This is a genomic window from Rothia sp. 11273D007AR, from assembly GCF_053547255.1.
Map to the genome: position 1 here is coordinate 1 of NZ_JBPPWJ010000018.1, position 25265 is coordinate 25265.

General features: G+C 59.3%; 23 protein-coding genes. 4 read left to right on the forward strand and 19 right to left on the reverse strand.

The window, feature by feature from the left end; translation table 11 throughout:
• Positions 1 to 590: 590 nt before the first annotated feature.
• The 4 genes from qcrB to ctaE are packed head-to-tail and all read right to left on the reverse strand — an operon-like array spanning position 591 to position 4881.
• Positions 591 to 2255, reverse strand: coding sequence for a cytochrome bc1 complex cytochrome b subunit (qcrB, locus tag ACED88_RS09715; RefSeq protein ID WP_237210433.1), 1665 nt, complete (start codon positions 2253 to 2255; stop codon positions 591 to 593).
• Positions 2255 to 3346, reverse strand: coding sequence for a cytochrome bc1 complex Rieske iron-sulfur subunit (gene qcrA, locus ACED88_RS09720; protein ID WP_185172913.1), 1092 nt, complete (start codon positions 3344 to 3346; stop codon positions 2255 to 2257). Before qcrA ends, qcrB begins: the two co-directional genes overlap by 1 nt.
• 49 nt (positions 3347 to 3395) lie before the next feature.
• The gene (qcrC, locus tag ACED88_RS09725) at positions 3396 to 4190 is read right to left on the reverse strand and encodes a cytochrome bc1 complex diheme cytochrome c subunit (RefSeq protein WP_185172914.1); all 795 of its coding nucleotides are present in this window, start codon (positions 4188 to 4190) and stop codon (positions 3396 to 3398) included.
• Between the two features lie 52 nt (positions 4191 to 4242).
• Positions 4243 to 4881 (reverse strand): aa3-type cytochrome oxidase subunit III, encoded by a 639-nt coding sequence (ctaE, locus tag ACED88_RS09730; RefSeq protein ID WP_185172915.1) that lies wholly within the window; start codon positions 4879 to 4881, stop codon positions 4243 to 4245.
• Between the two features lie 237 nt (positions 4882 to 5118).
• On the opposite strand from ctaE, the gene trpD reads away from it, so the two are divergent.
• Entirely contained in the window at positions 5119 to 6159 is a 1041-nt protein-coding gene (gene trpD, locus ACED88_RS09735; RefSeq protein ID WP_431464937.1) for an anthranilate phosphoribosyltransferase, read from the forward strand.
• A 68-nt stretch (positions 6160 to 6227) separates the two neighbouring features.
• Here trpD and ACED88_RS09740 read toward each other — a convergent pair whose 3' ends face one another.
• The gene (locus ACED88_RS09740; protein WP_237210438.1) at positions 6228 to 6611 is read right to left on the reverse strand and encodes a DUF3054 domain-containing protein; all 384 of its coding nucleotides are present in this window, start codon (positions 6609 to 6611) and stop codon (positions 6228 to 6230) included.
• 227 nt (positions 6612 to 6838) lie between these two features.
• On the opposite strand from ACED88_RS09740, the gene ACED88_RS09745 reads away from it, so the two are divergent.
• The 3 genes from ACED88_RS09745 to ACED88_RS09755 all read left to right on the forward strand — a co-directional run bounded on the left by ACED88_RS09745 (position 6839) and on the right by ACED88_RS09755 (position 8883).
• The gene (locus ACED88_RS09745; protein ID WP_449109469.1) at positions 6839 to 7297 is read left to right on the forward strand and encodes an NfeD family protein; all 459 of its coding nucleotides are present in this window, start codon (positions 6839 to 6841) and stop codon (positions 7295 to 7297) included.
• A 30-nt stretch (positions 7298 to 7327) separates the two neighbouring features.
• The gene (locus tag ACED88_RS09750; RefSeq protein WP_449109470.1) at positions 7328 to 8452 is read left to right on the forward strand and encodes an SPFH domain-containing protein; all 1125 of its coding nucleotides are present in this window, start codon (positions 7328 to 7330) and stop codon (positions 8450 to 8452) included.
• 92 nt (positions 8453 to 8544) lie between these two features.
• A complete protein-coding gene (locus tag ACED88_RS09755) occupies positions 8545 to 8883 on the forward strand; it encodes an RNA polymerase-binding protein RbpA (RefSeq protein ID WP_135011868.1) in 339 nt (112 codons plus the stop codon).
• Positions 8884 to 8947: 64 nt separating this feature from the next.
• On the opposite strand, the gene ACED88_RS09760 is transcribed toward ACED88_RS09755, so the two are convergent.
• From ACED88_RS09760 to ACED88_RS09825, 14 genes are all read right to left on the reverse strand, one after another.
• Positions 8948 to 9682: a polyprenol monophosphomannose synthase gene (locus tag ACED88_RS09760; protein ID WP_237206632.1), complete on the reverse strand. Its 735-nt coding sequence runs from the start codon at positions 9680 to 9682 to the stop codon at positions 8948 to 8950.
• 114 nt (positions 9683 to 9796) lie between these two features.
• On the reverse strand, positions 9797 to 10846 hold the full coding sequence (locus ACED88_RS09765; protein WP_449109471.1) for a hypothetical protein: 1050 nt from the start codon (positions 10844 to 10846) through the stop codon (positions 9797 to 9799).
• 33 nt (positions 10847 to 10879) lie between these two features.
• Positions 10880 to 13720 (reverse strand): DEAD/DEAH box helicase, encoded by a 2841-nt coding sequence (locus ACED88_RS09770; RefSeq protein WP_449109472.1) that lies wholly within the window; start codon positions 13718 to 13720, stop codon positions 10880 to 10882.
• 108 nt (positions 13721 to 13828) lie between these two features.
• Complete coding sequence (gene tatC / locus ACED88_RS09775; RefSeq protein WP_449109473.1) at positions 13829 to 14677, reverse strand: twin-arginine translocase subunit TatC; 849 nt, start codon at positions 14675 to 14677, stop codon at positions 13829 to 13831.
• 100 nt (positions 14678 to 14777) lie between these two features.
• Positions 14778 to 15029: a Sec-independent protein translocase subunit TatA gene (gene tatA / locus ACED88_RS09780; RefSeq protein ID WP_237193700.1), complete on the reverse strand. Its 252-nt coding sequence runs from the start codon at positions 15027 to 15029 to the stop codon at positions 14778 to 14780.
• Between the two features lie 5 nt (positions 15030 to 15034).
• Positions 15035 to 15382 carry a hypothetical protein gene (locus ACED88_RS09785; protein ID WP_449109474.1) on the reverse strand — a complete coding sequence of 116 codons (348 nt, stop codon included), beginning with the start codon at positions 15380 to 15382 and terminating at the stop codon, positions 15035 to 15037.
• A gap of 114 nt (positions 15383 to 15496) precedes the next feature.
• Positions 15497 to 17446 (reverse strand): helix-turn-helix transcriptional regulator, encoded by a 1950-nt coding sequence (locus ACED88_RS09790; protein ID WP_449109475.1) that lies wholly within the window; start codon positions 17444 to 17446, stop codon positions 15497 to 15499.
• Between the two features lie 72 nt (positions 17447 to 17518).
• Positions 17519 to 17920 (reverse strand): FKBP-type peptidyl-prolyl cis-trans isomerase, encoded by a 402-nt coding sequence (locus tag ACED88_RS09795; RefSeq protein WP_237185669.1) that lies wholly within the window; start codon positions 17918 to 17920, stop codon positions 17519 to 17521.
• 38 nt (positions 17921 to 17958) lie between these two features.
• On the reverse strand, positions 17959 to 18993 hold the full coding sequence (locus tag ACED88_RS09800; RefSeq protein ID WP_449109476.1) for an FKBP-type peptidyl-prolyl cis-trans isomerase: 1035 nt from the start codon (positions 18991 to 18993) through the stop codon (positions 17959 to 17961).
• Between the two features lie 105 nt (positions 18994 to 19098).
• Entirely contained in the window at positions 19099 to 20532 is a 1434-nt protein-coding gene (gene pafA, locus ACED88_RS09805; protein ID WP_449109477.1) for a Pup--protein ligase, read from the reverse strand.
• A 51-nt stretch (positions 20533 to 20583) separates the two neighbouring features.
• Positions 20584 to 20781: a ubiquitin-like protein Pup gene (locus ACED88_RS09810; RefSeq protein ID WP_237185666.1), complete on the reverse strand. Its 198-nt coding sequence runs from the start codon at positions 20779 to 20781 to the stop codon at positions 20584 to 20586.
• Positions 20782 to 20810: 29 nt separating this feature from the next.
• The gene (dop, locus tag ACED88_RS09815) at positions 20811 to 22412 is read right to left on the reverse strand and encodes a depupylase/deamidase Dop (protein WP_449109478.1); all 1602 of its coding nucleotides are present in this window, start codon (positions 22410 to 22412) and stop codon (positions 20811 to 20813) included.
• A gap of 2 nt (positions 22413 to 22414) precedes the next feature.
• Complete coding sequence (arc, locus tag ACED88_RS09820) at positions 22415 to 24100, reverse strand: proteasome ATPase (RefSeq protein ID WP_237204932.1); 1686 nt, start codon at positions 24098 to 24100, stop codon at positions 22415 to 22417.
• An 86-nt stretch (positions 24101 to 24186) separates the two neighbouring features.
• Positions 24187 to 25221, reverse strand: a complete 1035-nt coding sequence (locus ACED88_RS09825; protein ID WP_237236256.1) for a tRNA (adenine-N1)-methyltransferase — start codon at positions 25219 to 25221, stop codon at positions 24187 to 24189.
• Positions 25222 to 25265 lie beyond the last annotated feature (44 nt).

Consider the following 25265-nt stretch of genomic DNA (forward strand, 5'->3'; position numbering starts at 1 on the left):
CACAGGACGGCACAGGACGGCACAGGACGGCACAGGACGGCACAGGACGGCACAGGACGGCACAGGACGGCACAGGAGCCAGCCTGGCCCTACCAGCCCACCCTAGGAGTGCGACACGCCGAGCCGCCTAAAGAATCTTTATTATGTGATTACCGGCCAAGAGCGCACGCCACCATGGCTACCTGAGATGGGAGACCATCCCTGTGGCGGGCGCTCAGCGGCATAGCCCCGGTTGAAAAGAGATACGCTGTGCCCCGCATCCTCAATGCACAGCACAGCGGTTCAAAGGTTATAAGTCCCCTGTGAGCTGGGGGAGAGCCACCTCATTTACCCTGCATCTTGCGCAGAATGGGCCCAGCACACGCGACCTCGGGAGTGCGCTACTCTTTCAGAACTGTCAGCCATGTAGGGCAACAGCCCCAATACCCACCCACCGACTAGTAATTGGCGTTTACAAGGTGCAGAAAGCCCGTAGATGAGATGATTGGCTCGGTGATTGGTAACTCTTCACGCAGGGCCAGCGAAAGCCTGTTAAAACACGTGTGGGGCACCCCGTCAGGGGTGCCCCACACTGTTACTACAACCGTATATTATTTTTCGATTGAGTCAGCCTTGTGGCCGTCAACCTCATGTGCACCGTGGTGCTCATGGTGAGCTGCTTCGAGCTCAGCGGGAGTTACGGCAACTACGCGGTCTTCGAACCAGATCTTTGAGAGACCTGCGCGGGTCTTCTCGATCAGGCCAACCTTGCCCTTCTTGTTGGGCTGAGCCGGGATGGGCTCGGGTGACTCGAAGGAGACCAGCTCGTAGCGGCGGTATTCGTCGAGAGGCTTGTGAACCTCGATGAACTCACCGTGGGGGAGCTGGACGACCTTACCGGTTTCGATACCGTGCAGTACAAGCTCACGGTCCTTACGCTGCAGAGCCAGGCAGATGCGCTGGGTGATGAAGAAGCCGATGAGGGGACCGAATACGAAGGTAAAGCGGAGCCAGTAGGCAACGTCGTTCAGCGATACATGGAAGTGAGTTGCAATCAGGTCGGAGCTTGCCGCGATCATCAGGGATGCGTAACCAATGATGCCTGCTACACCCACACCGGTACGGAAGGGGGCGTTGCGGGGGCGATCCAGGATGTTGTGGACTCGGTTATCCTTGGTAACCCACTGCTCGATCCAGGGCCAGAAGACCATGGCCATCATGACTGAGCCAGCCATCAGAGCGAAGGGGAGGAGGACGCTCAGAACCCAGGTACCACCGAGGAATTCGAATTCCCAGGGCCAGGGCCAGACGCCAGGCCACAGACGCAGGGCGCCGTCACCGAAGCCTACGTACCAGTCAGGCTGGGTACCGGCCTGTACCGGTGAGGGGTCGTAGGGGCCGTAGTTCCAAATCGCGTTGATGGTAAAGGTTGCGCCGAGGAAGGCGATGATACCGAACACGATGAAGAAGAAACCGCCAGCCTTGGCTGCGTAGACGGGGCCTACGGGGAAGCCAACGACGTTGTTCTCGGTGCGGCCGGGACCGGGGTACTGGGTGTGCTTGTGCAGTACAACCATGAACATGTGAATAGCCACGAGCAGCAGAAGCATCGCGGGGATAATCATGATGTGCAGGGTGTAGAGGCGACCAATCACAGCCGTACCGGGGAACTCGCCGCCGAAGAAGAAGAGCGAGATGTAGGTACCAACCAGCGGGATTGACTTGAAAATACCGTCGATAATACGCAGACCGTTACCTGAGAGCACGTCATCGGGCAGTGAGTAGCCAGTGAAGCCAGCCAGAATACCGATGATGAGCAGGGTACAACCAACAACCCAGTTCAGTTCACGAGGACGGCGGAAAGCGCCGGTGAAGAAGACGCGCAGCATGTGCACGGTCATCGCCATCATGAACATCAGAGCTGCCCAGTGGTGAATCTGACGCATCAGCAGACCACCGCGGACGTCAAAGGAGATGTCCAGGGTAGAGGCGTAAGCGGCAGACATGTGGGTGCCCTTCATGGGAACGTAGGAACCGTCGTAGGTTACCGACACCATGGTGGGGTTGAAGAAGAAGGTGAGGAAGGTACCTGAGATAATCAGGATAACCAGGCTGTAAAGCGCAACTTCACCGAACATGAATGACCAGTGGTCGGGGAAGATTTTGCGACCAAATTCCTTGATGATGCCTGAAGCACCAACACGCTGATCTACGTAGTGGGCGATACGACCGGTTGAGGTCTTCGCCTTGTAATCAGACTGCATTGAAGTCGACATTATGCTTCACCTGCCATTTCCTTGATGTGCTTTGCACGCTCCCAGTAGCCGGGGCCAACGGGCTCGTGGAAGTCACTCTGGGCGACCAGGTAGCCTTCGGAGTCAACTGCGATGGGCAGCTGGGGCAGGGCGTGGCCTGCGGGGCCGAAGATAACCTTGCACTCTTCTGCCGCGTCAAAGGTTGACTGGTGGCAGGGGCAGAGCAGGTGGTGGGTGCGCTGCTCGTACAGAGCGATGGGGCAGCCTACGTGGGTGCAAACCTTGGAGTAGGCGTAGATGCCGTCGACGTTCCAGTTTTCGCGACCGGGGGTGACCTTCTTGATGTCAGCGGGATCCAGACGCATGAGCAGTACAACTGCCTTGGCCTTTTCCTCGAGGTAGCCGTTCTCGTGGGTCAGGCTAGAGAGGGTTTCGGGCAGGACGTGGTAGGCAGAGCCCAGAGTAACGTCGGCAGCCTTAATGGGGGTGCCGGAGGGGTCGCGCACGAGGCGGACGCCTTCGTCCCACAGGGTGTACTTGAGTACTGAGGGGTCTGCGGGGCCCAGGTCACGGAACAGGGTGACGAAGGTCAGGGGAGCGAGGATGACGGAACCGATGAGGGTGTTACGAAGAAGCGGGCGACGCTTGATGCCTGATTCTTCGATGATGGTTTCAACGATTTCCTGAGCCTCTGCACGGTCCTCTTCAGAGGTAACCGCGTGACGCTCTTCGACCATTTCGTGGTCGGGCATGAGTGAGCGTGCCCAGTGGACGATACCGATACCGATACCGAACATGGCAAAAGCGATGCCGAGACCCAGCAGAAGGTTCTGCAGACGAAGCATGTTGTTTGCTTCGGGGTTCATGACATCGTAGAAGTTGCCGCTTACCTCTACACCGAAGTAGCCAATCCAGAAAAGCAGGGAGCCCAGCATGGAGATGACGAATAGCAGAACTACCTGTCGCTCGGCACCCTTAGCTTTTTTGGAATCGACGTCGGTGAGTCGGGGAGCATGCGGGGGAAGTCCGGGGTTAGCGAACTTCTCCTGACTTGCCTCTTGAGAGGTAACTACGGCAGCCTTTTCATGTGCGCCGTCACTATGGTTTCCCATGTGTTGCCTCAAATCTTCCTTGGTACGAAATTTATGTGTGTGCGTGAGCTTATGCAGCTCGTGAAGTCAGCCAGAGGGTGAATGCAATGACGATAACCAGGCCGAGGGTCCAGATCAGAAGACCTTCAGACACGGGGCCGAGTGAGCCAAGCTTGAAACCACCAACAGATGCGTTAACTTCCTGTGACTTCAGGTAAGTAATGACATCGCGCTTTTCTTCGGGGGTGATGTTTGCGTCGTTAAAGACGGGCATGTTCTGCGGGCCAGTTTCCATAGCCTCGTAGATGTGCTTCTCTGAAACGCCCATCAGGGTAGGAGCAAACTTACCGCGGGTAAGAGCACCACCAACGCCAGCAGCGTTGTGGCACATAGCGCAGTTTGCGAGGAATACCTTTGCGCCGTTGGCTGCATCGCCCTTGGAAACATCGAGGTACTCTTCTTCGGGGATGGTGGGGCCTGCACCGAGTGATGCAACGTAGGCTGCGAGCTGCTTAGTCTGCTCATCGTTGAACTGGCCGGGCTTCAGCTGAGCCTGAACGCCCTGCATCTGCATGGGCATGCGGCCGGTGCCTACCTGGAAGTCAACAGCAGCAGCGCCAACACCAATGAGTGCGGGGCCGTCTACTGAGCCTTCTGCGTTAGTACCGTGGCAGGTTGCACAGTTGGCCAGAAAGAGTTTCTGGCCTTCTGAGATGTCTTCTGCAGTGTAGGTGGTGCTTGTAGCGGCTTGAGCCTCGTTAGTAGCCGTGGCAACTGCGTAGAGGCCACCAGATAGGAGGAGGGCAAGGGCAAGCAACACGAGAGCTGCGAGCGGATGACGTCGCTTTTGAGAAAGTGCCTTCACGTCGTTGTTCCTTTGTGTGTGTGCTAGTTGGTTTATTTTTAGCGGTTACCGGTTACTTGAGGAAGTAGACGATAAGGAACAGGGCGATCCAGACGACGTCTACGAAGTGCCAGTAGTATGAAACAACGATTGCTGAGGTTGCTTCGTAGTGACCGAAACGCTTAGCAACATAGGCACGGCCGATGATCAGCAAGAAGGCGATCAGGCCGCCGGTTACGTGGAGTGCGTGGAAACCGGTGGTGATGTAGAAAGCTGAGCCGTAAGCACTTGACGCGATAGTCATACCTTCAGCTACAAGGTTTGCGTATTCGTAAGCCTGGACGGAAACGAAGAACGCACCCATGATGAAGGTGAGCAGGAACCACTCAACCATGCCCCATTCACGGACATTGAAGAGGGAACCGGTGCGGCGGGGCTTGAGCTGTTCAGCCTTGAAAACACCAAACTGGCAGGTAACGGAGCTCAGCACCAGCACGATGGTGTTGGCGAGAGCGAGAGGGACTTCAAGCAGCGGGGTGTTCTCAGCCCAAATGTCGGGGCGAGAAGCGCGCAGAGTGAAGTACATTGCGAACAGGCCGGCGAAGAACATGAGCTCTGAGGCAAGCCAAACGACGGTGCCGACAGACACCTGGTTGGGTCGATTCAGAGCGGCATGTGCCGACTTACTTGGGGTATGGGTTGCAGTTGTCACATAGACATTATGTCTGTAAAAGTGCCCGTGAACCAATAGGTAAGGGGGTTTGCTAGGAGGTGTGTTGTAAATCCTGCATATCTTCCCCCTAATCTAGGGGTTTTTACTGCAGGCTTGGCGACACGTTGTGTGTAAAACTTGCGTAACCCAAATATCAATTGCCCTGACGCGAAAAGTCTCTCCGGCGTCCGTCTCATGAGCTCGCCCGGGAACTAAAAGAACCGTAGAATGTGAGCCATGACAGGCACCATCACGTGGAAACTCATTCTCAATCAACTCGTAGCCCAGCAGGACCTCTCGTCAGACCAGATTAGCTGGGCCATGCAAGACATCATGGCGGGATCAACCCCGGAAGCTATTATCGGAGCTTTCCTGGTTGGACTTCATGTTAAAGGTGAAACCCCTGAAGAACTTGCTGCGCTAGCGCAAGGCATGCTTGACAAGGCGGAACACATAGAGGTCACCCGAGATGCTGTAGACATTGTGGGTACCGGGGGAGACCAGCAGAATACCGTCAATATTTCCACTATGGCCTCACTGGTGATTGCGGGGGCGGGTGTGCCCGTCATTAAGCACGGCAACAGGGCCTCTTCATCATCAAGTGGAAGTGCAGATGTACTGGCTGAGCTAGGCATAAATCTAAACCTAAACATTAAAGATGTGGCAGGTGCGGTAGATGCTGCGGGCATCACCTTCCTGTTTGCCCAGGTGTTCCACCCCTCCATGCGGCATGTAGCACCTGCCCGCCGCTCCATTGGTGTACCTACAGCCTTCAACTACCTCGGCCCCATGACCAATCCTGCTCGTGTCCGGGCTTCAGCCATCGGTGTAGCAGACCCCGAGATGGCCGAGAAAATTGCCGCCGTTTTCGCTTCCCGCGGCGACCATGCCCTGATTTTCCGCGGGAATGACGGCCTGGACGAAATTACCATCACCGGCGAATCACAAGTTTGGGAAACCTTCAATGGGGGAGTTGAGCACCATTCACTAACCCCCAACGATTTTGGTATTGATTGCGCCACCCTGGACGATCTACGCGGGGGAGATGCCCAGCATAACGCCCAGGTTGTGCATCAGGTTCTCGACGGGACTCCCGGCCCAATCCTCAACGCGGTTTTGCTGAATGCTGCAGCAGGCTTGACTGCTTACCGTCCGGTCGACGGCAGGCCTTTTACCGAACGCTTTGAGGAAGCCCTGCGGGACGCTCGCCAATCAGTAGAATCAGGTAAAGCTAAGGCTGTGCTTGAACGTTGGATTGCTTACAGCAACAGTAAATAACAACAAAAAGGTGTGGCCCCAGACTTTCTGGGGCCACACCTTTTTAAAGACTGTCTACATCGAGGAATTTAGGCCTTGCGACGCACCAGGGCAAGGATAAGGCGCCAGCCCACCAAGAAGACCAGAAGGGTAAGGGCTGAGACAAGAACAAAAGCAGTTGCGGCAGTATCACCAAAGGAGAGGCGCAGGCCAAGCCCAAGCACCAGGGTGCTGACCCACATCATAAAACCTTCGAGCAAAAGGGGAAGCTGCCGCCTGGAGCTCACGGCCCACACACCAAGATGGCCAGCACAGGCAGCCAGCAAGAAAGGTGCGGCGGTGGCTAATAGCTGGGATAGCGGTTCCTGGTGGCTGGTGAGCCCGATGGTAATAAAAAGAAGGACGAGGGCCAGGTCAACCAGGGCACGGATGGGCTGGGAAAAATATTTACCTGAATCAACTGAACTGAGCATAGTTTTACTCTAACGCAGGAGCGCTAAGCTCAGCAGCTGCGGGGGTAATCGAGGGCGTCTAGGGGAGCATTTTTAGCTTTACTTTACATAATGTATATTATCGGCTTTATAGGAAGCCTTGCTGAGATGGTCAAATCTCCTTATATCTCACGTAACGACTAGCACAGTGAAACAGCATCAGGGAGAATAGATTAGTACTAACACACACCGACCTGTGGGAGGTACACATGATTGATTGGTTCGCTCAGAACCTCTGGGCCTTCTGGCTTACTGCTGCTATTGTTCTAGCCATTATCGAGATTTTGATGCTCGACTTCGTCTTTCTAATGATGGCTATAGCTGCCCTGTCGGCAACACTGAGCACCACCTTCCTCGATTCTTTTGTTGCGCAGGTTGTTCTCTTTGCGATTGTTAGTATTGCCCTTCTCTTGGGGCTCCGTCCGCCGCTTATCAGGCGTTTCCATCAAAGCTCACCCAATATCGCAATGAACTCCGACGGTCTGGTTGGCCAGGATGCCCTTGTAACCCAAACCGTCACCGATCAGACTGGTCTTGCCCGTATCGCCGGTGATACCTGGACGGCCCGCCCTGAAAGCAACCAGTTGGTTCTCCCTGAAGGGTCAACAGCAACCGTCGTGGCTATTCGTGGTGCAACCGCCTACCTAGCTCCTCACACTGCAAAATAACCTTTAACTTAAAGATTAAGGTCGTAACCAATGACAGCTTCAACCATCACCACAACCATCCTGCTTACAGCCCTTGTCCTCTTGGTGCTCATCACCCTGCTCAAGGCTGTGCGCATTATTCCTCAGGCCCGCGCTGGCATCGTCGAGCGTCTGGGTAAGTACCACACCACCCTCAACCCCGGCTTCCACGTCACCGTCCCCTTTATCGACCGCGTCCTGCCCCTCATTGACCTGCGTGAACAGGTCGTGTCCTTCCCCGCCCAGTCTGTCATCACCGAAGATAACCTGGTCGTCGGTATCGATACCGTGGTCTACTTCCAGGTGACCGACCCCAAGGCAGCGACCTACGAAATCACCAACTACATCCAGGCTGTAGACGAGCTAACCAGCGCTACCCTGCGCAACGTCGTCGGTGGTCTCAATCTAGAAGAAACCCTGACCTCCCGCGATCAGATTAACAGCGAGCTGCGAGGGGTTCTCGACAGCACCACCGGCCGCTGGGGCATCCGCGTCTCCCGCGTCGATATCAAGGAAATTCAGCCTCCGCACTCCATCCAGGACTCCATGGAAAAGCAGATGCGAGCCGAGCGGGACCGCCGAGCCGCTATTCTAACCGCTGAAGGCCAGAAGCAGTCCCAGATTCTGACCGCTGAAGGTGACTCTCGCGCTGCGATTCTGCGAGCTGAAGGTGAGAAGCAGTCCCAGATTCTAACCGCTGAGGGTGATGCTAAGGCAGCTATCCTGCGTGCTGACGGTGAAGCCCAGGCTATCCAGAAAGTCTTCCACGCAATCCACGCCTCGAACCCCAGCCAGAAGCTACTGACCTACCAGTACCTGCAGACCCTGCCCAAGCTGGCCGAGGGCGATGCCAATAAACTCTGGTTCATTCCCACCGAGCTCGGTGATGCCCTGCGCGGTATCGGCAACGCTTTCTCACCCCTGGGTAACGAGGGCGCACCTGAGACCGAGGAAGGGTCTACCCCTGCGACTCCCCCGTCCTCTCCCCTGGTCGACACCCCGGTGATCCGCGTTACCCCTGAAGACCTCAACCCCAACCTCGATAAGCTCGATAGCGGCGTTGAAGTCCCTCAGGAGGGCGAGCTCCCTACCGGCGAATCAGCTGAGGGCACAGCCCCGCACGCCCCCGGCGCCTAAAGGTTATAATAGGTATTTGGTCTGCACGGTACTTTCACCTTTGAAGGCCAGTACCCTGCAACCAGTTCAGTCACCGTTTATGGAGGAAGAAAATGAGCGATCGCAGCCTGCGCGGTATGCGCCTGGGTTCACAGTCAATGGAAACCGAATCAGGCGTGGAGCCGGCTCCCCGCCAGCGTGTGGAGTACCGCACCGAAGACGGTGAACGAGTCTTCGTTACCTTCGCGCAGGAAGCTGAGATTCCCGCAACCTGGACCGCTAAGTCCGGTAAGGAAGCCTTCTTGGTTTCTGGCGACGGCAAGGTTGAAGAGAATGCTGAAAAGCCTGTTCGTACCCACTGGGACATGCTCCTGGAGCGCCGTAGCGTTGAAGAACTTGAAGAGACCCTGCAGCAGCGTCTTGAGATTTACCGGGAGCGTCACGCCCTCTAGGCTAGCCCCGGAAGTAAAGGGCCCCGCCAGATAACTGGCGGGGCCCTTTGCGTATCAGCTGGTATTACTTCTTGATGAGGGAGCGGACGCGTTCTGCTCGAGCGGTCAGGCCCCAGCGGGTTACCTTGGTCATGGAGTCAACGATGATGTTGCCATCCATCTTGGAGCTGCCGATTTCACGCTCTACGAAGGTGATGGGTACTTCTACAATTTTCAGGCCGGCCTGCTCGGATCGCCAGGCCAAATCAACCTGGAAGACGTAACCCTTGGAGTCGATGCCTTCGAGGTTAAGCTTCTGCAGGGCTTCGCGACGGTAGGCGCGGTAGCCCGCGGTGATGTCTTTGACCTTGGTGCCCAGAATCAGGCGGGTATAAAGGTTGGCGCCGCGGGAAAGGATCTGGCGGTGCAGGGGCCAGTTTTTGGTTTTGCCGCCGGGTACGTAGCGGGAACCGATAGCCAGGTCAGCTCCACCTTCGATAGCCTGCAGGAGCAGGGGCAGCTGTTCGGGTTGGTGGGAGCAGTCAGCGTCCATCTCAACGAGCACGTCGTAGCCAGCTTCTAGGCCCCAGTCGAAGCCTGCCAGGTAGGCACCGCCCAGGCCGTCCTTGACGGTGCGGTGGAGGACGTTGATGTGGCTGTCTTCTGCTGCCATGGAGTCGGCGAGCTGGCCGGTGCCGTCGGGGCTGTTGTCGTCGACGACGAGGATGTCGCAGTCGGGCACAGCTGCGCGCAGGCGCTCTACTACGACGGGAAGGTTTTCCTTCTCATTGTAGGTAGGAATCACGGTTAGTACTCGCATGCGGTCTCCTTGTCATGGCCCATCCGAATCGTGGGACGGCGTGTAAACCAGTTTTTCATTATATAGGGTGCAGGTGCCCGAGCGTGTATCGCGGGCCTGGGTCTGAGGTGACGCCTAGCCCACTTTGTGGCCGTTGCGGTACAGGCTGACCAGCTCGGGGCGGGGTACGTCGGGGGCCAGGACGGGAAGCAGCGGGGTTCGGGCGCGCGGGTCGGTGCTCCAGGCGGCAATGCGGCTGTCGGGGATCTGCACGATGAGTTCGGTGATGGTCCAGAGGGCGCAGTGGGCGGGGGCTCCGGGCACGAGCTGGCCGGTAAAGGGGTTGGGGGCGGACGCGGCGCGGTAGACAGCGCGGGTGCAGGCGGCAAAAGCTGCGCGAGCTGATACTGCTTGTTCTGTCTGTGCCGGATTGACGGCCGCGTTGACCAGCTCCCAGCCCAATAGTGAGGGCCGGGTACCGGGGTCTGACCCTAGGGTAACTGCAGCCCCCGCCGCCAGGGCCCGGCCAAAGGCTTCACCGGAGCGGTCGAAGTCGCCTGAGAAACCGAGGGTGACCTGTAGGTTTTTGGCTTGTTCGAGGTCGCCTTCGGTTAGCTCGGTGAGTCCTTCCAGGCTGGGACTGATCCGCAGACGGGTGAGGCCGTCAAGAGGCGCCAGATGAGCCAGGTACTCCCCTACCTGAGACTCATCGGTGACCACCAGCATCAGTTGCAGACGCTTTTCTGCCAGCGAAGCCAGTAACTGTGAGCTAAGCTCTCCCGGGGATGAGACAAAGATACCGTGGACGCCGGCGGGCAGCTCCCGGCCCCCTTCAAGGCTGCCTACGGGAAGGTAGTAGTCAGCAACTACCGCAGGGTGCGCCGCCGGGAGCTCCTGCACGAAATCAGTGAGCAGCAGGCGGGCATAGCCGTAGCCAGCTGCCGCTAGCTCATCGAGCAGGGCGGGAGCGTCCACCCCGGTCGTAGAAGCAGCCGCTAGAGCAAAGCTGGGGGTGACCAGGCGTCCGCCCAGCTCCTGCACGGTCATGGAGGAATCCGCGATGGAGCGGGCACCGGCGTCCTGCCCCACCCACTCCACCTGCCCCTCGTTCATGACCAGGGCGGTAGCAAAGGGGTCAGCGGGGCTGTAGACAGAGCCATCGAGCATGACAGTTGCGGGCATCATTGCCGTCCTTTCAAAATACTGACAGTAAACAGACTAAAGCTGGGTTGCCACCACGCCGCGGCGCAGCAGGTTGATAGCGGCCTCGCACTGGGTGCGTAGCTGGGGGTCAGACGATGCCACGTGGGCAATCTGATCGAGGCTGTCGATGACCTGTTTGGTCCAGCGCACGAAGTCACCAGCGGCCAGGTCGGTACTATCAATTGCCTGGGCGAGGCTCTTGCCCCGCGCCCACTTATAGACGGGCCAGACCATACCGAAATCAGGCGAGGCGGTCTGCGGTAGCCGGTGGAGTTTTTCGGCGTCGTTGAGCTTGTTCCAGTGCTTCAGCACGGTCATCAGCGCCCCCTCGACCCCGTGGCCGGGGTAGCGAGACAGCAGACCCAGCTCATCGCGTTTTGCCTCATAGACCAGGGCTGAGACCACCGCAGCGGTAGAGGCCGGGTCAAGGCCCTGCAAGAAGCCGTCTTCGAGGCAGAGGGAGGTCAGCAGGTCCTTTTCACCGTAAACCCGGCGCAGGGAGGCGCCCCGGGCGGTGAGCACGCGGCGCCCCTCCACCGTCTCAACATAGCCGTAGCTAGCCAGCAGCTGGGTGATGCGCTCAAAGACCTGGGCGATAGTGTTGGTACGGCGCTCAATCTGACGGCGCAAACCGTCGGTATCGCGCGACAGGCGGTACCAGCGCTCAGCCCACCGGGCATGGTTCTCGCGGTCAGAGCACCCGTGGCAGGGGTGGTTGCGCAGGGCCCGGCGCAGCTCTTCAATCTTCTGTTCGTCCCCGCGCTCGCGCTCGTTGAAGTACTTCTTCTGAGACCCCGAGCGGGCAGGAAGCCCCTGATAGAGGGCCTCGCGCATACGAGAGGCCATGTCCCGGCGGTCCTTGGGGGTCTTGCCGGTGAACTTCTTGGACACCTTAATCTTCGAAACCGGCAGAACAGGCCCGTCGAGGTCGCGGGGGTCGAGGCGGCGCAGCTGCGCTGCCATCGTCAGGATGGACGGGCGCGGGTCGTCCAGAGACTCGGCCCTGGCCAGCACCACGGCGGGGCCCGCATTACGGCCCCGGGGGATTTCGATGATATCGCCGGGCAGCAGGTCAAGGACGGACGCCACCGCCTGGGACTGGCGCAGACGGCTACGGCCCTTCTCGGCCTTTTTCTCAAGGTCAGAGAGGTCACGGCGGATGCGGGCATACTCGGTAAAATCACCCAGATGGCAGGTCATCGCCTCTTCAAAACCTGCCAGAGCCTTTTCGTTCTTCCTCACCCGAGAAGCTACCCCCACCACCGACTTATCGGCCTGGAACTGGGCAAAGGAACTTTCCAGAATCTTCTTGGTGCGCTCAGTGCCAAACTGGGCAATCAGGTTGGCGCTCATATTGTAGGTGGGTTTGAAGGAGGAGTTGAGGGGGTAGGTGCGCTTCGAGGCCAGGCCAGCTACCTGCTGGGGCTCTAGACCGGGGCGCCACATGACCACAGCGTGCCCCTCAACGTCGATACCGCGGCGGCCGGCGCGTCCGGTCAGCTGGGTGTACTCCCCCGGCGTGATATCCACGTGGGTCTCACCGTTGAACTTGGTAAGCTTCTCAAGCACCACCGACCGGGCCGGCATATTGATGCCCAGCGCCAGGGTCTCGGTCGCAAAGACCATGCGAATCAGCCCCTCAGAGAAGAGGGTCTCAACAACCTCCTTGAAGACCGGCAGCAGGCCCGCATGGTGGGCCGCTACGCCCCTCATCAGACCCTCACGCCACTCGTAAAAACCAAGCACCGCCAGGTCACTGGTCTCAAGGCTAGCGGTAGCCTCAGCGATATAGGCCCGAATAGCCTGGGCCTCAGCCTCAGTTGTTAGGCGAATATCGGCATCGATACACTGCGACACCGCAGCATCGCAGCCCACCCGCGAGAAAATAAAACAAATACCGGGCAACAGACCCGCCTTATCGAGGGAGCGAATCATCTCTGGGCGGCTAATGCGCTGGGGGCGGACGGGGGCGCTCGCCTCATCCGCGCTGCTGCGGCGCTCGCGGTCATAGCCCTGGGACTGGTAGCCCTGGTTACGACTACGTTTGCCCTTGCCCAGGCGGGAGAAGGACTTGCCGCCCGAACCCCGGGAAGGGCGGGGGCGGCGTCCGACCCGAGCCAGCTCCGGGTTGACCTCGGGTAGATCGGTGGCGGCTGCGGCGTCCTCAACGGTGGTGTCGCCAGCGAAAAGGTCCATGAGGTGGCGGCCCACCATCACGTGCTGCCAGAGGGGAACCGGGCGGTGTTCAGACACGATAATGTCGGTCTGCCCACGCACGGTGTCGAGCCAGGCTCCGAATTCCTCAGCGTTAGAGATAGTGGCCGATAGGGCAATGACAGAAATCGATTCTGGCAGGTGAATAATGCACTCTTCCCACACCGCCCCGCGGGAGCGGTCTGCCAGGTAGTGCACCTCGTCCATCACTACATAGCCCAGGTTGGCCAGGGTGGCGGAATCTGCATAGAGCATGTTGCGGAGCACCTCGGTGGTCATCACGACCACGGGGGCTTCGGAGTTGATGGAGGTGTCGCCGGTCAGCAGCCCCACGGCGTCCTCACCGTAGGCTGCCACCAGGTCGTTGTACTTCTGGTTACTCAGGGCCTTGATCGGGGTGGTGTAGAACGCCTTTTTGCCCTGCGATAGGGCCAGGTAGATAGCGAACTCCCCCACGATTGTCTTGCCCGCCCCGGTGGGGGCAGCGACCAGCACACCCCGTCCGTCCTCAACCGAGGTGCAGGCCCGGCGCTGGAAGTCATCCAGGTCAAAGCTCAGGGTCTGCTCAAAGCGGTAGAGGGCGGTCTTTGAGAAGGTGGCGCGTTCTTTGGCGCGCAGGTACTGTTCAGCGTAGCTAGCCATATGTCTAATCTTAGGCGGTAGATTTCGGCCAGGGGCACCCGGCAGTCAGCTTTCGTTCCAGCGCGAACAAAAAACCGCCCCGACACACAGTGCCGGGGCGGGAAAGTTTTAGGAGCGACCGAGCTGGTCGAGTTCTTCGAGGCTGGTGGCTCGGTTGAGTTCTTCGTCGCTAAGACCGGCTTCTATACGAGCCCGCTTCTTAGCTCGGCGTTTATCGTTGAGAAGAGAAATTCCAATCGCAAGGAAAAAGAAAAAGAGCAACGGTACCATGAGGTAGACCATGGACATGATTTCACCACCCGGTGCTGCCATGGCCGCAATAATAGCCACGATAAGTACTACCCATCGCCAGGACTTAAGCATCGCCTTACCGCTAATTAACCCAATGAAATTAAGACCAACCAGGAGAACTGGGAGAACAAAAGCGATACCGAAGGCAAGCATAAACTTGACCACAAAACTGATGTAAACATCGGCTGTCAATAAGTTGGTTGCGCCATTAGGACTGAACTGGGTCAGAGTTGAAATAGCGCTGGGAAGTAGCCACCAGGCCAGGCCGGTACCCAGGAGAAACATTGGAAGTGCTGTGAATGTAAACCCTAGCGTGTAGAGTTTCTCCTTCTTGTAAAGAGCCGGAGTGATAAAAGCCCAGAGCTGATAAATCCAAACGGGGCTTGCGATAACCAGGCCGATGTAAAGGGAAATTCGAATCATCTGATCGAATGGGGAAATCGCGGTTGAGTAGTTCAGCGCTGCAGTACGACCCTCTTCAGTGTTAAGAGCATACACCGGAGCACTGATGGCATTCATAAAAGGCTCGTAGAGAAAAAACCCACCAATAGCGCAGATAACAGTTGCTACTGTCGCTTTGATGAGGCGGTTGCGGAATTCGCGAAAGTGCTCGCCGAGGGCCATGGTGGCCTGGGGGTTATTCTTTCGGCTGGTTGATTTAGCCATGGGTGCCTTCTACTGAAACTCTGGGAGCCCATAAACCCGCGCCCTGGTGGCCAGGGCACGGGTCGGGCGGTTAACTCACGAACGCTCTGGGGGTGAGAACTTAGTTCTGTGAGCCCTTGTTCTGGTCGGTGGTGGTGGGGTTGTTGATAACCTCACCGGAAACGACGGAGCCGTTGGTGTCGCCGTTTGCTTCGTTGTTCTTATTGGAATCACTCTTCAGGCCGTCAACTTCTGACTTGAAGATACGCATGGACTGGCCGAGGCTGCGGGCCATGCCGGGGAGCTTGGGAGCGCCGAAAAGGAGAATGACAATTACGAGTAGGACGACCCAGTGCCAACCTTGAATATTCATTAGTATCACCTTTCTTGAAGACGTTTGAGGTCTCCGAGGAGTTGGGGCTGACCCAGTTCGTCGCGGCGCTGAGAGCGACGGCGAGCTCGGTCGAGCGTTCGAGTGTTTTTGCCCTGGATGTAGTCTGCGTAGGCGGTTCCTACCGGGGTGAAAAGAGCCGGTTGCGGTTCTTCTCTGAGGGGCTGGGCGTGGTTGGCCTGCCCCAGCGCATCTGTAATGCTGGACTCCCACTCTTGGGCGGCGTCGAGTGCCCCCAAGGCTTTGCGGAAGACGCGGTATAGCAGCCAGGCTAGCAGGCAGAGCGAGCTCACGACGAGCACGGTCCACAAAACTATCCAAAACCACCAAGGCATAGTGACAATTATATAACCCAAGCGCCTTTAGTTTTGAGAATATTTTGCTGTGGGCTTGCACCGATTCTGCTGGGATATAGGTGGGTGACGTACCGGTGCAGTTGTTTGTGGCCCCTAGTCACCCAGTAGCTCTAGTAGGTCTTGCCGCAGGTGGGCAGGGATGAGCAGGCGGACGGTCGGGCCCAGGTCTATGAGCAGGTTGAGGGCCCAGGCGGTGTGGGCGACCGGTATTTTGTAGAAGGTCACACCGTTTTCTTCGGCTGTTTCAAGGGCGTAGCGGTAGAGGGTGCTGTGGGTTTTTTCGCGCTGGGCTACCGGCAGGCTTTTAGCGACAGCCAGAATCATGGTCTCGGCAGCAACTTGGCCGCTGGTCAACTGGGTGAGCCAGCTGCGAGGGCTAACGGGGGCGGACGCGTCCTCCCCCGCCTCGGGTTCAGTCAGCACCTGCTGGGTGAAGCTATCACCCTCAACCGGGGCCATACTCAATATCTGGTCAAGCCTAAAGTGCCGCACCTGCCCGCTCAACCGGCACCAGGCTTGCAGGTAGCGAGGCCCGTTATCAACGATGAGGGCCAGCGGTTCAATGACGCGGCGGGAGACAGACCGGTGGGAGCTGTAGGTGATATCGAGGGGAATCTGCTGATCAAGAGCCCGCTGTACTAGGGGGTCAAGGTCGGCCCGATAGACCCCTACCCGTTCAGGCATGGGCGCAACCTCGGGTAGGTTCTCGGTAGCAACCGAGGCCCACACTTTCTGTCGTAGGTGGCGGTAAAAGGACTCTGTATCGAGACTGGCCGACAGGTCGAGAGCCAGGCTCAGAGCCAAGGCCTCGGTTTCAGTCAGAGACACACCGCGGGTCAACATCTGCTGCCCCCGCAGGGTCACAAACCCAGCCGAGTTAATGTCTAGATCTAAGGACTCAAATCCAACGCTGCTGGCTAAACCTTCCAGCTGGGTGCGGGCCTTCTGCTCCGTCGTTGAAAAGAAATCTGCCAGGGTAGCAAGGGGCAGGCCCCCGGTACTCTCAATCAGGGACACCATGAGCAGAAGCCTCATGAGCTGGTCAGAAGCACTTTCACGGGCCCGCTGAGCAGCTACAGGCTTCCAGGCCTTTGTTCGTTCAGGAGCAGCGATATTGGGCGCCGGGGTATGCCAGGCCCGCAATTCCCGCCGAAGCCTTTCCTCTTCATCAGCGACCTTTCGCTGGTAGTCCCCCACCACGCCAGGAGCTGATGTGCCCTCCGGGAGCCGGTGGGTGCGTCCGCTCTTCATCGCCTGCAGGGCAGACTCCACTACCCCGTAGGAGGGAGCCAGCTGCACCCCGTCCGCCCCCTTCCCGGGCAGCAGGGGCACGGTAGCTACCTGCGGAACCTGCTCAGGTTCAAGCGCGGCCAACTCCCGTACCATCGAAAAAGAGGCAGGGGGCTGCGGCCCCTCAACAGCCAGAACAGACAAACCTGCCGCCCGGTCAAGCCTAAAAATACGCTGCCCCTGACGGGCCCTATCCCAGCCCACCAGGTACCAGTGACCAAACCGCAAACCCAGCCCCCAGCAGGTAACCGTGCGCACCTCGTCCCTACCGGTATAGCGAAAACTCACGCCCTTACCCTCAGCCACCGCCGCCAGGCACTCGGCAACCCCGGGGACCGTGGTAAACCGGGCGGGCTCCCCCAGCTCACCACCCAGACGCTGGCCCACACTCGCCCCCACCTTGAGCAGGGCAGCACGAGCCAACCGCTCCACCTCGGTCCCCTCCCAGGCCCGCGCACAGTGGCTCAGCACCACCACGTCCAAGGCCGAAAAATCAGCCACCGCCTGCGACTTAGCCTCAAGCCGATACACAAAGCCCAGCCGAGAACGATCAGCCCGCTCAGCCACCAGCTCAACACCCAGGGCCCGTAAGACCTGCTTATCGCGCTCAAACATACGCTCAAACGCAGCATCGGTCGCCGCCTGGTCATAACCCGGCACCCGCTGGCGCACAGCATCCCGATCCAGCCCCCAAGGGGCAGACGAAAGCACATCAAGTAAGGCAGCAGCACGTTCAACAGCTTTAGAAGTCACATACATAAAGATAGCCCCCGGCTCTTTCGAACCGGGGGCCAAACACGCGCAGGCACATGCCCGCAGCGAGAATTAACGCTTGATGACGTCTACCAGGTCAACCACAAAAATCAGTGATTCGTTAGGGCCAATAGCAGAACCGGCACCGCGGGAACCGTAAGCCATCTCGCTGGGGATCTCCAGGCGACGGCGGCCGCCCACCTTCATACCCAGCAGGCCCTCGTCCCAGCCGCGGATCACCATACCGACACCAACCTGGAAACGCAGGGGCTCACCGCGACCCCAGGAAGAATCAAACTCTTCACCGGTGGAGAAAGCTACACCCACGTAGTGGGCTGACACGGTATCGCCAGCCTCAACGACCTCACCGGCACCCTCAATCTCATCGATGATGATGAGTTCTTCGGGGGTGCCACCTTCGGGGAAATCGATTTCGGGCTTGCTACGGTCGAGATTACGCTGACCAAATGACATGAGGTTTTACCTTTTCTAATGGAGTGATAACAGAGGTCTTATTCGCTGGCTGAGGCGGTAGCTTCAGCGCTCGCAGACTCGGTAGCGCTGGCATCTGCGGACGCGTCGGCTGAGGCGCTAGCTGATGCTGCGGCGGTGCGGGTAGGTGAGGAGCCCAGGATGTCTACCACGAAGACCAGGGCACCTTCGGGGGCGCCGCTGGTGGCGGCGTCCTCACCGTAGGCCAGCTCGCTGGGGATGACCAGCAGGACGCGGGAACCGACGGTCTTACCGGCCAGGCCCTGCTTCCAGCCCTCGATGACGCCGTTCAGGGAGAGGGCGGTGGGGGTAGCGCCGAAGTTGCCGTCGAACTGGGTGCCGTCTGACCAGGTCACGCCAACGTAGTTAACATAGACGGTATCGTCTGCCTTAACAGCAGCACCGCTGCCAGTAATCAGGTCTTCGGTGTAGAGCTCAGTGGGGGCATCGCCGCGGTCAGCTGACAGGGTCAGGGTAGCGGTGCCGTCATCCGCTACGGAGAAGCTTTCCAGGGCGGATGACTTCTTCTCGTTCTCGGTGCCCTCAGCACTCTTGAGCAGCTTACCTGAGACGGTGTAGACCTCAACGTTGGTAGCGGTACCCGCTGAAACAGTGGGGGTTGCTTCAGCGGTTGAAGTGGATTCGGTGTCAATGTTGGTGGAGTAAGAGAAAGACATACCAACCTTTGAGCCAATCAGAATGTCGTAGAGCTCAGGGGCAGCATTCTTGAGGTCCTCACCCACAGGGATAATCATGGGTGCATCGGTGTAGGTGGTGCCCAGTGATGAGCCATCTGCGCCGTTGAAAACGGTAGCATCAACGAGCAGGCTGTCGCCGTCCTCGATGGTGGCGCCGTCGCCGTCCTCAATCTTGTGGGCTTCGGTGCCGTTGGCTGCGAAGGGGGTTGCAAAGGAAACCGAGGGCTCGGCGGTTGCCCCGTTCATGGAGTACTCAACGTCAGCGAGGCTGCTACCGTCGCCGCTACCGCCACAGGCGGAAAGAAGGAGGGCGAGCACTGCGCCGCTGGATGCGAAAAGGGCTGATTTTTTCTTCACTGGTTTCACTTTCGTTGATGTTACGTTCGGCTGAGGAACGCTTTTCTTCACCGCGTACATACTAGCGGATAGAGCTGGGTTGGTACTGGCAATTCGCCCTATAGCCTAAATGAAGGGCGGCGACCAGGTGTCTGATGGAGCAGGGCTGAGGGTAGCCAGGAGGTCTTCCATCGCCGCGTTTTCTGTGGCGAAGGGATCCTTGCACATGACGGTCAGGTGGGGCTTGTTGTTGAGTTTCAGGTGCACCCAGTCCACGGTGAAGGGCTCCCCGGCGTTGCGGGCGGCACTGATGAAGCGGCCGCGCAGGGAGGCCCGGGTAGCGGGCGGGTGTACAGTGGCGTGGGCAATGTCATCGTGGTTGATGAGGTTCTTGACTAGGCCCTTGCGGGTGAGCAGCCCAAAGACACCGCGGGTGGGGTCTATATCGTGGTAGGCCAGATCAAGCTGCTGGATTTTGGGGTCATCGTAGCCGCTGGCCCCGCGGGCGATATAGGTATCGAGCAGCTTCTTTTTGATGGCCCAGTCGATTTCGGTATCAATGAGTGAAGTATCGCCGCTTTCCACCGCGTCGAGGGCCCGGCCCCAGAGATCCAGGATGTAGGGCACGTCCTCGTGGTGGGCCCCCTTCTCTTCGATGTAGCGGGTGGCGGCTGCCTGGTAGTGACGTTGCAGGGTCAGGGCGTTGGCTTCACGGCCGTCCGCTAGGGGGAAGGTGGCTGTGCCGGTCAGGTCGTGGGAGATGACGCGCAGGGCGGTGGCGGTGTCTTTGATCTCGAAGTTCTCGAGGGGGTAGTAGTCCTCAAGCATGCGAAGCACCAGGTCGGTGGCCCCGAGTTTGAGCAGGGTGGTGGCCTGCGACATGTTGGAATCCCCGTTGATGACGTGCATGCGACGGTAGAGCGAGGCGTCGGCGTGGGGCTCATCGCGGGTGTTGATGATGGGTCGGGCCCGGGTGGTGGCTGTTGATGAGCCCTCCCAGATGTAGTCGGCGCGCTGGGAGAAGGAGAAGCTGGGCTGCCCCTCTGGCCCGAGCGGACGTCCGCCCCACTGCGGGGGGCCTGCCGGGTGTACCTTACCCGCCCCCACCACAATCTGGCGGGTAATCAGGAAGGGAATCAGGGAGCGGACCAGGCGGGAGAACTCCACCTTACGCTCTAGCATGTAGTTCTCGTGGGATCCGAAAGAGTTGCCCGCCGAGTCAACATTGTTTTTGAAGAGGAAAATCTGCCCCTGATAGCCCTCTGCTTCGAGGGAATCTTCTGCCTGGTTGACCAGGTCATTGAGCAGGTACTCCCCCGCCTTGTCCTGAATCAGGGCATCGCGGACCGAGGCGGTCTCGGCGGTAGCGTATTCGGGGGGGGATCCCACATCGAGGTAGAGCCGCCCGCCGTTGGGCAGGAAGACGTTGGAGGAACGCCAGGTGTCTACCACCGGCTTGAAGAGCTTGCGGGCGGCCTCTTCTGGGGCCAGGGGGCCAAGCCCTTTCGGGATGTATCTAATGCCGAACTCGGTTTCGATGCCGAATATTCTGCGTTCCACGGGTCTTCCTTAGGCGTTGGGGCGGGTACTGGCTACGTGTGGGGGTTGGGCCTACTGGCCGCCCTTTTGGACGAAGCCTTTGACGAAGTCTTCGGCGTTTTCTTCGAGCACGCCGTCGATTTCTGCCAGCAGGTCGTCGATGTCTGATACTGCCTGCTCGTTCACCTCGGTGTTCTGGTGGGCGATGGCTACTTCTTCTACCTGCTGGGAGGTGGTTGAGGTGGTGTTCTGGCGCTGGATGCGGTCCATGATGTCTCTCTTTCTGTGGGGTATGACGGCTAGCTGTGCTGCTGGCCTGCCAGTAGGGCAAAAAGCTGGTCTGCGTGCTCTAGCCCCAGGTGGGGTTCAACGATTTCGGCGGTAAAGTGCTCGGGGTCATCCATGGTCAGGCGGTGCAGGTCGATGGAGAGCGGGTTGCGTACCGAGAGGGTGTCCCAGTTGGCTCCTACGACCTCGTCGGGCCAGGTGGTGATGAGCTTACCGCGCAAGTAGGCACGGGTGTCGCGCGGCGGCTCGGCCGCGGCCCGGGCAATCTCTTCGGGGCTGAAGAGGGTCTTCATGCGACCCAGGGCTACCAGCTTGTGGTACAGGCCCTTGCCGGTGCGGACGTCCGAATACTGCAGGTCGATGGCGGCCAGCTTGGGGTTATCCCAGCTCAGGCCCCGGTCAACGTAGCCCTTCAGTAGGGCATACTTGGCAACCCAGTCCAGGCGGTCGGCCAGGGATAGGGGGTTTTCTGCCAGGGCCTCTAGCACCTCGCCCCAGAGCTGCAGGATCTCGGCGGTTGCCTCATCGGGGTTGGTCTCTAGCGCGATGGCAGCATCGAGGTAGGCCCGCTGAATCTGCAGGGCGCTTATACTGCCCCCGCCCGCGAGGGGCAGCTGGGTGCTCAGGGTCAGGTCGTGGCTGACCGTGTGCATGGCAGCAACCGGGTCAGCCAGTTTGATAGCGGGAGCAGTTTTTGCCTCGATGAGGTTCAGCACCAGGGACATGGTGCCAAACTTGAGCAGGTTAGAGGTGTGCGACAGGTTAGCGTCGCCGGTGATCACGTGCAGGCGGCGGTAGCGGTTGCTGTCGGCGTGGGGCTCGTCGCGGGTGTTAATCAGCGGGCGACGGACGGTGGTTTCCAGGCCAACGGTGCGCTCAAAGAAGTCAGCGCGCTGGGAAATCTGAAAACCTGCCTGCTCCCCCGCTGTACCCAAGCCCAGCCGTCCTGCCCCCACCATGACCTGGCGGGTGGCAAAGAAGGGCAGCAGGCTAGCTGCCAGGTACTCAAAATCGACGGTGCGGGGCACCAGATAGTTCTCGTGGGAACCGTAGGACTGGCCCTTGCCGTCCGTATTGTTCTTGTAGAGGTTAACCGCGGGCATAGCTGAGCTCTGGCTAGCGGTCACCTTTTCAATGGTGGCTACGGTTTGTGCGGCGATGTGGTCGCCTGCCGCATCCCAGAGGACGGCGTCGCGCGGGTTAGTCACCTCGGGCGAGGAGTACTCGGGGTGGGCATGGTCCACATAAAAACGGGCCCCGTTGGGCAGAATCGAGTTCATGGTGACCGCATCCCAGTCGATACGCTCGGCAAAATGCCCGGCCTCGCTCAGGGCTTCTGCCGCGATATCTTCGCTGGTGAGCACGTGGGCGGTATCGGTTAGCTGGGTGGGGTGGGCCTGCTCGCGCGGCATGTCGAAACCGCGCGCATCGGCTAGCGGTGCTTCTGAACCGTACTCCCAGCGGGTCTCAAGGGCCGCTGAGAGCTCCTGCTTGAAAAGGGTGTCGTAGGTGTTGACCACAAAGGCAGAGAGCACCGTGGGGTTGGCGTGGGGCTTTGCCGGGGCATGAACCCCATACTCGGTCTCGGCCCCCATGATACGGCGAACAGTCATCGCTAGACCCCCGCTCCGGTATCGACGGCACGAGCCGGGGCGGCGTTAAGCACGCGCAGACGAATGTTAAGGGTAGAGAGAACATCCTCAATTTCGCTGGCCTGGGGAACCTCGACCTGATCCTCGAACTCTGCGCGCACGGCCTCAAGCAGGTGCTCGGTGCTGATACCCTCAGCCCCGGTAGACAGGTAAGACTTAATCGCCAGCTTCTTAGCCTGATCGACAATATTGCGGATCACGGCACCCGAAAGGAAGTCGCCCCTGAAGAGCCAGCGGCTCACGCCGTTCTCTAAATCAACACTGATGTAGCGGTTCGCCGGCTCAGCGGAGAAGAGATTCTCGATGACCGTCTCAATCATGCTGGCAACCGCCTGCTGCTGGGACCCAGCTCGTGCCACCTCAGCCTGACTAATCGGCAGATCCTCTGTCAGGTAAAGCCCGAAGATTTCGGCAGCGCCGGCCCGGTTGGGGCGGTTAATGCGGATTTTCACGTCCAAACGCCCCGGGCGCAACACGGCCGGGTCAATCATGTCTTCGCGGTTGGTCGCACCAATCACAATGACGTTATCCAGGCTCTCAACCCCGTCAATCTCAGCCAGAAGCTGGGGCACAATGGTGGTTTCTACATCCGAAGACCGGCCCGAACCGCGGGTGCGGAAGAGTGACTCCATCTCGTCAAAGAAAACTACCACGGGGTGGCCCGCTCGTGCCTTGTCGCGGGCAGCAGAGAAGATATCACGGATCTGTCGCTCGGTCTCACCCACATACTTATCCAGCAGCTCCGGGCCCTTGATGTTCAAGAAGTAGCCGGTCTTTTTACCATTCTCAGACCGCTCCGCAGCCCGCGCAGCCAGAGAGTTAGCCACAGCCTTGGCAATCAGGGTCTTACCGTTGCCGGGAGGGCCGTAGAGCAAGATACCCTTGGGCGGGGTGAGGCGGTACTGGCGGTAAATATCGGGGTGCAGGAAGGGCAGTTCAACGGCGTCCCGAATCAGGTCAATCTGGTCACCCAGACCACCGATATTGTCATAGGTAACATCGGGCACCTCTTCCAGCACCAGCTCCTGGGCATCGGTATGGGGAACCAGGGAGGTCACCATCTGAATACGCGAATCGTAGGTGACGGTATCCCCCACCCGCAGCTCGTCCGGGTCCAGGGCACCCGAAATACGGGCCACAGCCTTAGACTGGTTGGGCAGGTCAACCACCAGGTGATCGTGATCGAGCACCTCCCGCACCGTCACCACATCACCGTAGCCCTCAAACCCCAGCGATACCACGGCCTGGGTCTGCTCGTTGAGCAGGACGGTCATACCCGGCTTCACTTGGGCAATCGGCAGCAGGGGTGAGCAGGTGATACGCACCAGACGGCCACCCAAGAGCACATCAAGATGCTCCTCAATCTCAGCCGGAGTCTTACCCTCAGCAAGATCCTGGTAGGTCATCGTCGCCCCGTGCACCCCCAGCACCAGGGCAGAGTTCAGCGGCGGAGCCACCTCCTGAGCCAGCGCCATGCGCAGATGCTCAATTTCGTTCTTTGTCTTGGTCAGAGCCGTCACCAGCTTCTGGTTGCGCTCGCCAGCCGCCCGCAACTGCCGATCAAGATTGCGGCGGTTATCGTTAGCGATATTGAGCTGCCGCAGAATACGCTCGTAATCTACCGACGAAACGGTTAAACGTTCACTCATGCTGGGGCACTTCCTTCTGGTGACGACTCACCGGTGAGTCAGAACCCCGCCACCCCAATCATCGGGTGGCGGGGCCGTCATGGGTTTTAGTTTTCGGTATCCTGGTCAGCCTGCGCTGCCTCAGCCTTCTGGGCAGCGGAGGCGGCCTTTTCAGCCAGGTTCAGGGCATCGCGACCGGCCCGGCGGAGCTTACGGTCAGAGACATTGCGCTCGCCCAGGGCTGCGGGAGTCCAGGCGTTCATATCCTCTTCTGAGAAATCGGTCTTTGAGGCGCGGCGTTTGGGGGCCAGACGCTCTGCCCCGTCAGCTAGGCGGCGGGCGGTAATGAGGAAGCCGGTGTGGGCTACCATGCGGTGATCGGGGCGCACTGCCAGACCCTCAACGTGCCAGCCGCGCACCATGGTTTCGTGGGATTCGGGCTCGGTGAAACGGCCATCGGCGCGCAGGGCCTCAGCCACGCGAGAGAGCTGGGTGACGGTTGCAACGTAGCAGATGATGACGCCGCCGGGTGCCAGGGCGGTGGCTACGGCGTCCAGGCACTCCCAGGGAGCCAGCATGTCGAGGACGGCGCGGTCTACGCTACCGGGTTCTTCGACCTCACCCAGGGCTTCAGCCAAATCGCCAAGGGTCAGCGACCAGGCGGGGTGCTCTCCACCGAAGAAGGTTTCGATATTGCCGCGGGCGATATCGGCAAACTCTTCACGGCGTTCGAAAGAGCGCAGGTGGCCGCCGTCCCCCACGGCCCGCAGCAGGGCGATAGAGAGGGCGCCGGAACCGACGCCAGCTTCAATCACGCGGGCACCGGGGAAGATATCGGCCATGGCTACAATCTGGCCGGCGTCCTTGGGATAGACCACGGCAGCGCCGCGGGGCATAGAGAGCACAAAGTCCTTGTAGAGCGGGCGCAGGGCCTGGAACTTGAACCCCTCGGAATTTTCAATCACGGTGCCCTCAACGTTGCCGATGAGCTCGCTGTGCTTAAAGAAACCACGGTGGGAGTGGTATTCCCCGCCTTCAGCCAGGGTAATGGTGGTCATGCGTCCGCGCTCGTCGGTTAGCTGGACGCGCTCTCCCGGGCGGAAGGGACCACGGCGGTTGACGCTACCGGTAGGGGTGCTCATAAGGTCAGATTTCTCTTTCGTTTTTGGTCTGGTTTCTTCTATTG